Source organism: Acidobacteriota bacterium (genome assembly GCA_016716715.1).
Lineage (GTDB): Bacteria > Acidobacteriota > Thermoanaerobaculia > UBA5066 > UBA5066 > Fen-183.
Genome location: JADJVE010000008.1, coordinates 207,804 through 220,245 on the forward strand (window position 1 = coordinate 207,804; position 12,442 = coordinate 220,245).

15 protein-coding genes are annotated in these 12,442 nt (G+C 70.9%); 6 read left to right on the top strand and 9 right to left on the bottom strand.

The annotated features are described in order from the left end of the window. Positions 1–8: 8 nt before the first annotated feature. Positions 9–1,151 carry a class I SAM-dependent methyltransferase gene (locus tag IPL89_14330; protein MBK9064352.1) on the bottom strand — a complete coding sequence of 381 codons (1,143 nt, stop codon included), beginning with the start codon at positions 1,149–1,151 and terminating at the stop codon, positions 9–11. A gap of 247 nt (positions 1,152–1,398) precedes the next feature. Between IPL89_14330 and IPL89_14335 the strand changes: the two genes are divergently transcribed. From IPL89_14335 to IPL89_14355, 5 genes are all read left to right on the top strand, one after another. After that, the gene (locus tag IPL89_14335) at positions 1,399–2,616 is read left to right on the top strand and encodes a HAMP domain-containing histidine kinase (protein MBK9064353.1); all 1,218 of its coding nucleotides are present in this window, start codon (positions 1,399–1,401) and stop codon (positions 2,614–2,616) included. A gap of 1 nt (position 2,617) precedes the next feature. Then, a complete protein-coding gene (locus IPL89_14340; GenBank protein MBK9064354.1) occupies positions 2,618–3,910 on the top strand; it encodes a sigma-54-dependent Fis family transcriptional regulator in 1,293 nt (430 codons plus the stop codon). A gap of 27 nt (positions 3,911–3,937) precedes the next feature. Beyond that, on the top strand, positions 3,938–4,300 hold the full coding sequence (locus IPL89_14345; protein MBK9064355.1) for a thioredoxin family protein: 363 nt from the start codon (positions 3,938–3,940) through the stop codon (positions 4,298–4,300). A gap of 14 nt (positions 4,301–4,314) precedes the next feature. After that, positions 4,315–4,971 carry a cytochrome c biogenesis protein CcdA gene (locus IPL89_14350; GenBank protein ID MBK9064356.1) on the top strand — a complete coding sequence of 219 codons (657 nt, stop codon included), beginning with the start codon at positions 4,315–4,317 and terminating at the stop codon, positions 4,969–4,971. A 156-nt stretch (positions 4,972–5,127) separates the two neighbouring features. Continuing rightward, positions 5,128–5,685 (top strand): hypothetical protein, encoded by a 558-nt coding sequence (locus IPL89_14355; protein MBK9064357.1) that lies wholly within the window; start codon positions 5,128–5,130, stop codon positions 5,683–5,685. Positions 5,686–5,689: 4 nt separating this feature from the next. On the opposite strand, the gene IPL89_14360 is transcribed toward IPL89_14355, so the two are convergent. The 5 genes from IPL89_14360 to IPL89_14380 form a co-directional block, all read right to left on the bottom strand. Then, positions 5,690–6,901 (bottom strand): PLP-dependent transferase, encoded by a 1,212-nt coding sequence (locus tag IPL89_14360; protein ID MBK9064358.1) that lies wholly within the window; start codon positions 6,899–6,901, stop codon positions 5,690–5,692. Then, positions 6,898–8,334 carry an aminotransferase class V-fold PLP-dependent enzyme gene (locus IPL89_14365; GenBank protein MBK9064359.1) on the bottom strand — a complete coding sequence of 479 codons (1,437 nt, stop codon included), beginning with the start codon at positions 8,332–8,334 and terminating at the stop codon, positions 6,898–6,900. The genes IPL89_14360 and IPL89_14365 overlap by 4 nt, the downstream gene beginning before the upstream one ends. Before the next feature lie 107 nt (positions 8,335–8,441). Further along, positions 8,442–8,804: a winged helix-turn-helix transcriptional regulator gene (locus tag IPL89_14370; GenBank protein ID MBK9064360.1), complete on the bottom strand. Its 363-nt coding sequence runs from the start codon at positions 8,802–8,804 to the stop codon at positions 8,442–8,444. A gap of 52 nt (positions 8,805–8,856) precedes the next feature. Next, positions 8,857–9,231 carry a hypothetical protein gene (locus tag IPL89_14375; GenBank protein MBK9064361.1) on the bottom strand — a complete coding sequence of 125 codons (375 nt, stop codon included), beginning with the start codon at positions 9,229–9,231 and terminating at the stop codon, positions 8,857–8,859. Positions 9,232–9,314: 83 nt separating this feature from the next. Continuing rightward, positions 9,315–10,478 (bottom strand): hypothetical protein, encoded by a 1,164-nt coding sequence (locus IPL89_14380; protein ID MBK9064362.1) that lies wholly within the window; start codon positions 10,476–10,478, stop codon positions 9,315–9,317. A 49-nt stretch (positions 10,479–10,527) separates the two neighbouring features. Between IPL89_14380 and IPL89_14385 the strand changes: the two genes are divergently transcribed. Continuing rightward, a complete protein-coding gene (locus IPL89_14385) occupies positions 10,528–10,722 on the top strand; it encodes a hypothetical protein (protein MBK9064363.1) in 195 nt (64 codons plus the stop codon). Between the two features lie 631 nt (positions 10,723–11,353). Here the strand turns inward: IPL89_14385 and IPL89_14390 are convergent. From IPL89_14390 to IPL89_14400, 3 genes are all read right to left on the bottom strand, one after another. Continuing rightward, complete coding sequence (locus IPL89_14390; protein MBK9064364.1) at positions 11,354–11,812, bottom strand: helix-turn-helix transcriptional regulator; 459 nt, start codon at positions 11,810–11,812, stop codon at positions 11,354–11,356. Positions 11,813–11,937: 125 nt separating this feature from the next. Further along, positions 11,938–12,150: a zinc ribbon domain-containing protein gene (locus tag IPL89_14395; protein ID MBK9064365.1), complete on the bottom strand. Its 213-nt coding sequence runs from the start codon at positions 12,148–12,150 to the stop codon at positions 11,938–11,940. 10 nt (positions 12,151–12,160) lie between these two features. Further along, complete coding sequence (locus IPL89_14400; protein MBK9064366.1) at positions 12,161–12,442, bottom strand: hypothetical protein; 282 nt, start codon at positions 12,440–12,442, stop codon at positions 12,161–12,163.

A 12,442-nucleotide genomic window follows, 5' to 3' on the forward strand; every position in this document is an offset into this window, starting at 1 on the left:
CGGCCGTCTCAGACGAGACGAAACTCCCATCCGCAGTGCCCGTGGGAGTCTGCGTCCGGGGGGCAGTGAAGACAACGGGTGGTGATGCGCGGATCGACCGTGCGTGCGAACGTCTCGAACTCGACCTCGCCGACGGGCCGGCACGGAAAGTCCGGCAGGCCCTTGCGCCGGCGGGTTTCCTGGACGCGGCAGGACGTCATGAAGAAGCGCAGGACGGCGCCGTCCCGTTCGATGCGGCTCGGGTTCACGAAGCTGTACGCACGGAGGGACAGCGCCCGCGCGAGAGCATCGAGGCCGCCGTCCTTCGGGATCGCGTAGGCCTCCATGATCCGCCGCGCCTCGGCCGCGGCGAAGCGGCGCCACGCGCCCGCGTCGAGGTCCATCGCCGTGTCCATCCCGAAGCGCTCCTCGGCCGCGAGAAACCAGCTTCCGTCGTGGGCGAGCCAGTTCTTGGCGAAGACGTCGAGAGCCTTGAAGAGGCCGGCGCGATCGAGCGCCTCGAACGCCGGCGGGGCGGCGGCACGCGCCGCTTCCGCGGGCTTGCGAAACGTCGCGAATCGCTCGTGATGGGCTTCGCCGGAGGTCGTCTCGATCATCCCGGCCGCCGCGAGGAAGCCGCGCGCCCAGTCGAGGGTGACGGGTCCTTCCGGATGCGTGCGGCCCTCGGCCGCGTGGACGCGCGTCGCGAAGTCGAAGCCCTCGGACGAAAAGTCCGCAAGCACGAGGATGCCGCCGGGCCGCACGACGCGGAGAACCTCGCGCAGGACGGACGCGCCGTCGGCGAGATGGTGGAGGACATTGAACGACACGGCGGAGGCGAAGGCGCCGTCGGCGAAGGGGAGGGCGGCGCCGTCGGCGGGCGTGAAGGCGATCCGGGCCTCGAGGCCCGTCCCGGCCGTCAGCGACGCGGCGATCTCCTGCTCCTCGGCGTTCACGTCGACGCTCTCGACGGCGTGCCCGCGACGCGCGAGCTCGCGCGCCATGACGCCCATTCCCGAGCCGAGGTCGAGGACGGGCCCCTCGAGGGCGCCCGCCGCGTCGAGAACGAGAGCCGCCGCGCGGGCGCCGTCGTGCCCGAGGGCGACGAATGCGTCTTTCCGTGTGTGGAACGCCGCCAGACGCCGGTCGAGCTCGTCAGCGGTCAGGCTCAATGGGTTCCTTTTCCGGTCCGGAACGCTCCGGCCGGGTTCGTGTGGAGCAGCTCGTCCCGCCGCCGGCGGGACCGGGCGCCCCTCACGTGGGGATGCCGAGGCGGGGGAAGACGAATTTCTGGAGGACGATCCATGCGAGGAGGGCGCCCCACATCCAGGCGGCGTCGCTGCTCATCCCCGGCTCCGGGCGCCCGTGGGGGCGGTGTTGGCGTTGGACATGGATTACAATATAATCATTAAGTTATAGATGGTCAACTCCCCTCCGGACCGCCGCCGCGCCCTCCTCCTCGCCTCGCCCGTCGTCGCGGCGCTGCTGCTCGCGGCCGCGCTCGTGGGCGTTTCGCTCGTCGCGGCGAGCTCGCTGCGGGCTCGGGACGCGGCCGTGCGCGACGGCCTCCTCGCCCGCGCCGGCCACGAGCTGGAGGCCCGGCTCCGGAACGACGGGCCCGAAGGGGCGCCGCTGGCCCTCTCGGAATTCCTCGGCGCGAACGCGACGCTCGTGAGGGGCGTGGAGGTCGTCTCCTTCGCCGGGGTGGCGGCGCGCGCAGGCGAGACGGAGGGTGCGGCCGTCGAGATGCCCGCGATGCTCGGGCCGGGCTGGCGCCCCACCGGCGCGGGCCCCGGCGCGGGCCCCGGTCCCGGGGCGGGATACGGGCCGGGTCGAGGCCCCTTCACGCTGCGCTTCTTCCCCGCGCGGGGCGCGGCGAGCTCGGGCGGCCTCGCCTTCGCGCTCGTCCTGGGGTCCGTCGTCGCGGGCGTCGGGCTCGTCGTCCTGTCCCTTGCGGCGGCGCGCGGGCTCGCCGAGCGCGAGCGCCGCGAGCGCCTCGAGGCCGAGCGCGAGCGGCTCGACGCCGTCGCCCTCACCGGCGCCGGCCTCGCGCACCGCGTCCGAAACCCGCTCGCCGCGATCAAGGGCACGGCGCAGCTCATGGCCGACCGTCCCGACCAGCAGGTCGTCGAGCGCTCGCGCCGCATCGTCGAGGCGAGCGCGCGGATCGAGGACCTCGTGTCGCAGATCCTGAGGTTCGCGCGGCCCGTCGAGCCTCAGCCCCAGAGCCTCGACCTCGTCGCCCTGGCGCGTGAGGCGGCGGAACGTGCGGGCGTCGCCGTGACGGTTTCCGGCCCGCCCGCGGTCAGCGCGTTCGCGGACACAGGCCACGCGGCCGACGTGCTCGACGAGCTCCTGGCGAACGCGCGGGCGCACCATCCCGGCGGGATCTTCGAAATCGCCGCCGGCAGAGCCGGCGGCACGGCCTGGGTCGAGGTGCGCGACCGCGGCCCCGGCCTCTCGGTGGATCCGGCACGCGCTTTCGACCCCTACGTCACGAGCCGGCCCGGCGGCACCGGACTCGGCCTTCCCACGGTGAGGGCGCTCGCCCGCGCGAACGGCGGAGAGGTGACGCTCGAGGCTCGCGCGGGCGGAGGCTGCGTGGCGCGGCTGACCCTTCCCGGAGAGCGGGCCTGAGATGGCGCGCATCCTCGTCGCCGACGACGATCCGTCCTTCCGCGCCCTCCTGAGGGACATCCTCGAAGGGGATGGGCACGCGGTCACGGAGGCCCGCGACGGCGAGGAGGCGCTCCACTTCGCGCGCCGCGAGGCCTTCGCGCTCGTCCTGACGGACCGCCGGATGCCCGCCCGCGACGGCCTCGCGCTCCTGAAGGCGCTGCGCCGGGAGCTTCCGGCGCCGCCGCCCGTGGTCGTCCTGACGGGATTCGGGACGATTCCGGAAGCCGTCGAGGCCGTGCGCCTCGGCGCCGCTGACTACCTCACGAAACCGCTCGATTCTCCGCGCGCGCTCCTCGCGGTCGTCGACCGGCTGCTCGCTCCCGAGCCGGCCGCGGAGGAGATCGTCACCGGCGACGCGCGGCTGCGCGAGATCCTCGCGCTCGTCGACCGCGTCGCCGCGGCCAACGTGCCGGTGCTCGTGACGGGGGAGTCGGGCACGGGCAAGGAGCTCGTGGCGCGGCGGCTCCACACGCGCTCGCCCCGCGCGACCGGTCCGTTCGTCGCGGTCAACGCGGCGTCGCTGCCCGAGTCGCTCGCGGAGAGCGAGCTGTTCGGCCACGAGCGGGGGGCGTTCACGGGCGCGGACCGCGCGCGCGCGGGACGCTTCGAGGAGGCGAGCGGCGGGACGCTCTTCCTCGACGAGATCGGCGAGCTCGCGCCGGCCCTCCAGGCCAAGCTCCTGCGCGTCCTCGAGGACCGCAACGTGCGGCGCCTCGGAAGCGAGAAGGACGTGACCGTCGACGTCCGCCTCGTGGCGGCGACGAACCGCGACCTCGCCCGCGAGGTCGAGACGGGCGGCTTCCGGCGCGACCTCTACTTTCGACTTGCCGTCGTGCTTGTCGCGTTGCCGCCGCTCCGCGAGAGGCCCGGAGACGTCGCGCTCCTCGCCCGGCACTTCGTGGCGAGCCTCGCGGCGCGGCACCGGCTGCCGGAGCCGGAGCTCACGCCTGAAGCGCTCGACGCCCTCGCGCGGCACGCCTGGCCCGGCAACGTCCGCGAGCTGCGCAATACGCTCGAGCGCGCGGTCGTGGTGCGGGGCGGCCAGCCGATCCGGGAAGAGGACGTTCGGCAGTCCGCCGCGTCCGCCGCGTCCGCCGCGCCGGCGCTCACGCTCGACGAGGAGACGCGCGAGCGCGAGGCCGCTCTCGCGGCCCTGCGCCTGTCGGGCGGGAACCGCGACGACGCCGCCCGGCGGCTCGGAATCTCGGTCCGCACGCTCTATTACCGTCTTCGCCGCTGGGGCCTCAATTGAATGCTTGGGAGAAAGAAGATGCGATTCATGGGTAGTCCGTTCTCGAAATTCGTGCTCCTGCTCGGCGTTCTGGCGGCCCTGTCGACGTCCCTCGCCGCCGCGGAGAAGAAGCCGACCCTCCTGTTCTTCATGAACCCGGCTGGCCGCCCGTGCCAGACGCAGGATCAGATCCTCGCCGAGGGCCGGAACAAGTGGGAGCCGCGTGCGACGCTCCGCTACGTCCGCACGGACGTTCCGGCCGACCGGGACGTCTTCTATCAGTACGGCGTTCGGTCTCTTCCCAACCTGATCCTGGTGGGCGCCGACGGCAAGGAGATCACCCGGTATTCCCCCGGCATCCAGCCCGTCGACGCGGTCGTTGCGGGCATCCCCGGCAAGTCGGGCCGCTGAGCGGGGAGCCTCGCGTGGACACGCTTGCCGGGTTCAGCCTGGCCAACGCCGCTTTCGCCGTCGGAGCCGGCCTCGCCAGCACCGTGTCCCCTTGTGTGCTGCCCGTGCTGCCCATCGTGATGGCCGGACGACCGGGAGAGCACCGGCTCCGGCCGCTGGCCATCGTGGCCGGGTTGATGTCCACGTTCTTCGCCATGGGAATCCTCTCGTCGCTCTTCGGCGCCGTGGTCGGGCCTCTGCTGGTGCGCCTGGAGAAGCCCGTCGCGATCCTCATCGGGGTCATCGGCCTGCTGGTGCTGGCCGACGTCAACCCTTTCAAGAGACTGAAGGTGGGGATTGCTCCGGAGCGAAAGCGGGGGCTCTGGTCGGGGTCCGTTCTCGGGGCCTCGCTCGGGCTCGTGTGGATCCCGTGCGTCGGTCCGTTCCTCAGCGCCGTCCTCGCCATGGTCGCGGCCCGCGCCCGACTGGGCGAGGGAATGGCTCTGCTGGGTTTCTACAGCGTCGGCTTTGCGCTCCCGATGCTGGTTGCGGGGTACGCCGCGCAGGCGTTTCGGGAGAAGACCGCCTTCCTGCGCTCGCGTCCGGTGCTGGTCCGGGTCGCGAGCGGAGGCCTGCTGGTCGGGCTCTCGGTCTGGATTCTCGCCAAGGGCCTCTACGGCACGCCCTGGTGACGGACTGCAGGCGCTGCGGGCGGGCTGCAGTTTCTGCAGGAAACCGGGGACGCGGGGAAGAGAGATTTCTGCGAAAGGCTTGAATGACCGCGTCTTGCGCGCGGCGGCGGCACCCGGCACGAGGCGTGCGTTGTCATTCGCCGGAAGGAGATCGAAATGAAACGGAACCTCACCACCCTTGCCCTCCTCGCCGCCCTCGCCACCCTCCCGCTCCTCGCCCAGCAGGGCCCCCCCGCCGGACGCGGCGCCGGGTCCGGCACGCCGGCTGCCGCCTCGAAGATCGACGTCACGAAACCGTCCACGGTCATCGGCGACGTCGTCTCGCTCAAGGGCGGTCCCGGTCTCGGGATGCCGACGCTCGCCGTGAAGGTCGGCGGCAAGGAGGAGGCGTACATCCTCGGCTCGTACCGGTACCTCACCGCGCAGAAGTTCGCGCCCGTGGCTGGCGACGCGGTCCGCCTCACCCTCTACACGTGCGTCGAGTGCCCGCAGGGCTTCGTCGTCGCCGAGGTCGAGAACCTCACGCAGAAGACGATCCTGAAGCTCCGCAACGCGGACGGGACGCCCGCCTTCGCCGGCCGTGGGAACGGCGCGGGCGCCGGCGCCGGGAACGGGAAGCACAACGGCGCGGGCTGCTGCGGCGGCGGCAACGGCGCCCAGACGGGCCCGATGGACGGCACCGGCCCGAACCCGAACTGCCCGAAGAAGTCCTGAGGCCTCAGGCGCCCACGGAGACGGCAGCGGCCGCCGTCACGAGCGCCTGCGAAAGGTCGGCGATCAGGTCGCGGACGTCCTCGCAGCCCACGGAGATCCTCACGAGGTCGTCGGTGATCCCGGCGGCCTCGCGCTCCTTCTTCGGCATCCCGGTGTGCGTCATGGAGGCCGGGTGCTCGATGAGCGTCTCGACGCCGCCGAGGCTCACGGCGAGCGTCGCGAGCTGCACGGAGTCGATCAGCGCCTTGCCCGCCTCGAGCCCGCCCTTGACGCCGAACGAGAACACCGCGCCGGGCCCGGACATCTGCCGGAGCATGAGCGCGTGCTGCGGGTGGCTCGGGAGGCCCGGGTGGAGCACCCACGCGACGCCGGGGTGCGCCTCGAGGAAGCGGGCGACCTCGAGAGAGTTCGCCTGCGCGCGCTCCATCCTGAGGCCGAGCGTCTTGACGCCCCGGAGAACGAGCCACGCCTGGTGCGGGTCCATCGTTCCGCCGAACGCGACGTGCACCTTGCGGAGCCTGTCGTGGAGCGCGGGCGAGCCCGCGACGATCGCGCCGCCCACGACGTCCGTGTGCCCGTTGATGTACTTCGTGAGGCTGTGGACGACGACGTCCGCCCCGAGCGCGAGCGGCTGCTGGAGGACGGGGGACGCGAACGTATTGTCGACGACGAGGAGCGCGCCCGCCGCGTGTGCGATGTCCGCGCAGGCCGCGATGTCCGTGAGCTTCATCGTCGGGTTCGCGGGCGTCTCGATGTAGACCATCTTCGTCGAGGGCCGCATCGCGGCGGCGACGTTCTCCGGCTTCGACGAATCGACCCACGTCGAGGCGACGCCGAACCGGCGGTACTCGTTCTCGAGGACGAGGCGGGACGGCCCGTAGACGGAGTCCGTGCCCACCACGTGCGCGCCCTGCTCGAGGAGAGCGACGTACACCGTGTTGATGGCGGCCATGCCGGTCGCGGCGCCCAGCGCGCCGCAGCCGCCCTCGAGGATCGCGAGGCACTCCTCGAGCGCCGCGACCGTCGGGTTGCCGAGGCGCGTGTACTTGAAGCCGGGGTCGCGGCCCTGGAAGCGCGCCGCGCCCTCGTCCGCGTTCTTGAACGCGAACGTGGACGTCTGGTAGATCGGCGTCGAGACGGCGCCCGTGGCGGGGTCGGGGTGCTGGCCCGCGTGGATGATGCGTGTGGCGGGGTGCATTTTTCGGACGTCGGTCATTTCGATTCCTTTCCGTGCGCGGGGACGGCCGTGCGGGGCGCCCACTCGCCGGTTTTGTCGCTCTGGGTGTAGTCCTCGGAGAGGTCGCGCCCGCGCCGCGCGACGTGGTCCACGCCCTCGAGGAGAGCCTGGAACTCGGCCTCGCTGACGGTGGGCGCGAGGCTGATGCGGACCCATCCCGGTTTCTCGCCGAGATGCCCTTCGTCCAGTCGGTGGCGGATCGTCTTCGAGTGTTCTTCGTCGATGTGGAGGAGGAGGTGGCCGTATGGGCCCGCGCACATGCAGCCGGCGCGGACCTGGATCCCGAAGAGGTCGTTCAGGAGGCGCGCGGCGAGGTTGTGGTGGACGTGTTGGAAGATCACCGAGAGGACACCGAGGCGCCGCGTCTCGAGATTGCCGAGGATGGCGAGGTCGTCGCGGCCGCGCCAGGCGCGGATCGCGCGGCCGAGATAGTCCTGCTCGACGCGCTCCGTGCGCGTGGCTCCGACGGCCGCCTTGAGGTCGAACGCGAGGCCCGCCTGGATCGTCTGGACGATCGGGGGCGTCCCGCCCGTCTCGCGCGATTCGATCGCGCCGAGGTAGCGGTGGTCCCACGGGGACGTGTAGAGGACGGTCCCGCCGCCCGGCTCGGCCGGCACGCGGTTCGTGAAGAGGCGCCGGTGCGCGACGAGGAGGCCCGGCGTGCGCGGGCCGCCCAGGAACTTGTGGACGGAGAAGAAGACGGCGTCGAGCGCGCCCGCGGCATCGCCTGCCGGGTGCATGTCGACGTCCACGTAGGGGCCGGCGGCCGCGAAGTCGAAGAACGCGAGCGCGCCGTGCCGATGGAGGACGCGCGCGAGACCGTGGACGTCGTTGAGGATTCCCGTCACGTTCGAGGCCGCGCTGAACGTCCCGATCTTCCAGGGCCGGTGCGCGTGGGCCGCGAGCTTGCGGTCGAGGTCCTCGAGGCTGATGCGTCCCTCGGCGTCGAACTCGACGTAGACGGAGTCGCCGATCGTCTCGCGCCACGCGATGTCGTTCGAGTGGTGCTCCATCAGCGACCGGAAGACGACGGGACGGTCGTCCCGGGGGATCCGGGCCGCGAGGCCGAAGCGCTCGTCGAGCTGGTCGGGGAGCCTGAGGCCGAGGACGTGGATGAGGCGGTTGATCGCGCCGGTAGACCCCGAGCCGACAGGGATCACGACGTCATCGGGCGTTGCGCCGACGTACGCGCCGATCTTCCGGAGCGCGCCCTCGTAGAGCTCCGTCATCCGGTGGCCCGTGAAGCTGCTCTCCGTGTGCGTGTTCGCCATGAACGGCAGGACGCGCTCGTTCAGCTCGTCCTCGACGTCGCGGTGGAAACGGCCCGAGGCGATGAAGTCGAAGTACCGGAGGGGAAGCTCGCCAGAGGGGCCCGGCATCACGGCGTCCGCGCCGATCACCCGGTTGCGCAAGCGGTCGAGGAACGCGGCCTCCGCGGCGGGTGAGGCGGTGACGACGGGGCCGCGGGGCTCGGAGGAGGCGGCGTCGACGAGGCGGGGCGGCGCGGGGGCGGCGGAGCTCAGCGGCGGCCGCCTCGCTTCGGACGTCCGAGGATGGCGTTTGCCTTGTCGCGGGCGTCGCGTTCGACGCCGTCGCAGACGATGGAGCAGATCTTCAGGAGGGTGGGGTCCGCGATGCGGTAGACGGTGCGCGTGCCGTCCTTCCGGCGGTCGACGAGCGCCGAGCCGTGCAGGACCGAAAGGTGCTTGCTGACGTTCGCCTGCGTGCCGCCGACTTCCTCGAGGATCTCGCCGACGGACGCCTCGCTCCGGAACAGCCGCCTCAGGATCTTGAGGCGCATGGGCTCGGAGAGCGCCCGGAAGCGCATTGCGACTTCTTCGCAGCCGGCGTCCGTGAGCGGGAGATGAGCGTGCATCGCCATATGGCGATCATCGTACCCGCCGCAGACGAGGTCAATGATGCAGGTTCAGGGGTCAGTCCGGGAGAGTGGCCTCGACGAAAGCGCCGTCGCCGGTTCTCTGGCCGGGTTGGCCGCCGTCGTTGACGACGGCGTACGCGACCCAGGGATTGCTGCCGGAGGTGCGCGTGACGACGGCGTATCCGCTCGGGACACCGGGGGCAAACGTCGCGAAGATCGTGTTGATCTGCGTGAAGCCGTTCGCGGGCACCGTCACGTCCGTCGATCCGGCTTTCTGGCCGGTCGCGCCGTCGTGGAGATCGATGTGAAAGGTGTCGGCGAGTGAGTTGGTCGAGCCCACGACGACGAGAGCGAGGTTTGTCCGGTTCTCGGCGTTCTGCTGAAGGGCGTAGAGCCACGCGGCCGTCGTTGCTTCGGATCCGGCCGGCACGGCCGAGTAGAAGAGGCCGTATCGCCCTCCGCCGCCGGCGGTCGAGGTCCGGGCCCCGACCGAAAGGCCGCGAGTGTCGCCGGTCAGATCCGTGACGAAGAGCGCACCGACGAATGTCGCACCGGGCGCCCCCGGAATGATCCCCGGTCGCGCAGGACCTGCACGAACGACGGGAGGATCTGCTGCTCTCTGGCGAGGAGCTGGATGTTGAAGGTGACCGAGCCCGAGGGAATCGCCGACGCGACGTAGGTGGCGGTCAGAGTGTGCGAGGCCGAGGAGAAGTTCGTGAGCACGAGCTCGGTATTGAACGCGCTCGTCTCGACGATGACGGGGAGAGTGAGCCTGGCAATAGCAGATGCCGGAGCCGCGAGGACGGGCTCGACGAAGGAGCCGTCGGAGTTGGCCTGGTCGTTGATGACGGCGTATGCGTAGAAGGGAGCCGTGCCGGAGACACGCTCGACCTTGACGTAGCCGTTCGTGACGCTGAGGCCGTTCGACCCGAGGATCCCCGAGACCTGACTGAAGCCGCCGGGGGAGAGCGTGATGTCGGGCAGAGCCTGGCTGACTGGACTTGCCGGGTCACCGGAGACGACCGTGAGGCGCAGCGTGATGTTTCCGGCGGAAGAGCCTCCGGCGTTGATGACGGCGACGTTGGAGCGATCGGTTGCGTTCTGCCGAAGGCCGCAGAGATAGACGGGAGCGGAGAGAAGTCTCCCCGATCGAAGCCCCGCGTACGCGAGGCCGGCCCGGCCCTCGGTGACGGCGGTCGTCGTGCGCACCGTCGCGGCCGCGGCGTCCGCCGATGAAAGCCCGCTGAACGTGATCTGAAGAGTGCCGCCGCGGTTTCCGGAATCACCCAGCTGGATTCCGAGGCCTCGGAGGTACGTGATGGCATCCGACACGATCTTCTGGCGGCCGGCTGGGAGGCTGTCCGTCGCCGTGCCGCTGGCGCCGCCAAAAGCGGCCGTGTAGGCGTACGAGATCGAGACGTCGGTCGTTCCGCGGTTCGTCAACGCCAGCTCGGACGTGAAGAAGGAGCCGGCGAGGCCGCCGGACGAGAGGACGATCGGGACGGCGACGGTGGACGAGAGCCCCCCCGCCGCGACGCACTTGTACGTCTGCGTGTGCGTGTTGATGTTCAGGTTAGTAGTGCCGGCGAGAACTTCGAAGGCCGTGCCACCGTTATCGCGATCCCCGATGATGATCGTGCCGGGGCCGACCGTGTCTTCCAGTGTGACGGTCTGCACGACCCGCGAGGATCCGACAGGGCTGCAGGCCGGGGGAGACTCGAAACTGGTGCCGCTGCTCGTGGATGTTGTGACAGAGGAAGAAGGCGCGGCGACGATGGTCTGGGTGTGGACGTTGATGTTGCTTTTTCCGGCGAGGACAAGGCATCCCGCGCTCTTGTTTACGCCGAAACAGACGTTGGCCGGCCCGATTGCGTCCTCCAATACGGTCGTGACCTGGGCTGTGGCGCCGCTGCATGTCTGAGAGGAAGCCGTGATGGTGGTACCTGTTGATCCCAAACACGGTGTGCTGGACGGGGCGCACAGCGGCGGCGGCGGGCAGGTTTGGCAGGGCGTGGTCGCGGGAGAACAGGAGGTCTGCGCGAAGGCGGAGCCGGCCACACCGTGCAGCAGCAGGCCCGCGAAGACGCCGACGGCGATCCGCGCCCAGCCGAGTGAGCGAGATCGTGTCACTCGGTGCTCCTCTCGATACCGTCCGATGCGTGATTGATGGCCGGAATTCTCGGCGGTCGACGCCGGTAAGCGCAAGCCAATAGATGGCGCCTCACCGAGCCTTGTGTCTCACGCCGGGTATATTTGTGGGACGTGATGCGAACTAGTAGCCCGGGGATCCGCGGGCCGGGCTCGCGGGGGGGGGGGGGGGGGGGGGGGGGGGGTCTGGGGGGGCCGCGGAGGGGACGCCGCCAGCCCCCTCCCCGGTCCTTCGCCGCCTGGGCTGCCTGAAAGGCGAGGAGGCCAAGACCTATCGCGAGCACCTCGAGGCCAAGTACAGAAAGGATCCTCCGGGAGTCAACGTCCTCCCGGGGTTCTTTTCCGCGGGCCCCCGGCGCTTGCGCTCTGGGCGGCCTGGCGGCGCCAGGGTGTTCCGCATGGCGTCACGGATCCACACCGGCCGATCGAAGGGAAGGCATTGCGGGGGGGGGGGGGGACGGGCCGTCTCGCAGCGTCGCCTTCGTCCGGGTCTGCGCCGCGGGCAAGGGTGGTTGCGAGCTTCTCGTGACGCGCGACGTCGCCGGATTCAGGAAATCCCCGGTCCCGATCGCCTTACCGGCCGTGGTGCTGGGCTCGGACCTCCGTCGCCGCGGAGGCCCGTCCGACGTGTCCGCTGACCCACGCTCGACGCCGTCGCAGACAATCGAGCAAATTCTCAAGATCGAGGGATCCTTGATCGCGTAGAAGGTGCGCGTGCCTTCCTTGCGGCGGCCGAGGAGCGCCGAGCCGAGCAGGATGGCGAGGTGCTTGCTGACGTTTGCCTGTGTGCCGCCGACATCGGCCACGATCTCGCCGACCGAGGCCTCGTTCCGTGAAAGCCGCCTCAGGATCTTGAGACGCATGGGTTCGGAGAGCGCGCGGAAGAGAGCCGCGACCTGCTCGCAGCCTGCGTCCGTCGCGGGCAGGACGGCATCGACCGCGGCGTTGCATGCTCCGGAACGGGGCCCAACGGGCCCCGGCGTCACCCTCACGTGAAGCGGCCGGAGCCCGGCCCGCAAGAGCCGCCTCCGTCGCCGCCCTTTGACGCGGAGGCTCCGGCGGACGCGAAGCGCGAGACGAGCTTCTGGATCTTCTCGCTTCCGCACTCGGGGCAGGTCACCCCGAAGTCCTCGAGGCCGGCGCCGACGAGCTCCTCGAACGTGGCACCGCACTTCTCGCACGTGAACTCGTAGAGGGGCATGGGCGTCTCCTCAGGCGTCCCAGGACTCGAGGGCCCAGGTGACGACGTGCGGCCGGGACGCGCTGCCCTGCACGTCCTTGAGGGCGGCACGCAGCTTCGGGACGTCCTCGTCCGCGACGAAGGACATGATGATCGTGGAGGTCTTCGGGAACGCCGCCGAGCCGAGGTGGCGGCCGGAGGAGCCGAAGCCCCGGGCCTCGACCTCCGTGTATCCGGAAACGCCCGCGCGTTCGAGGGCGACCTCGACCTTCTCGCGGCACTCCGTGCCGGCGAGCACCATGAGCATCTTCAC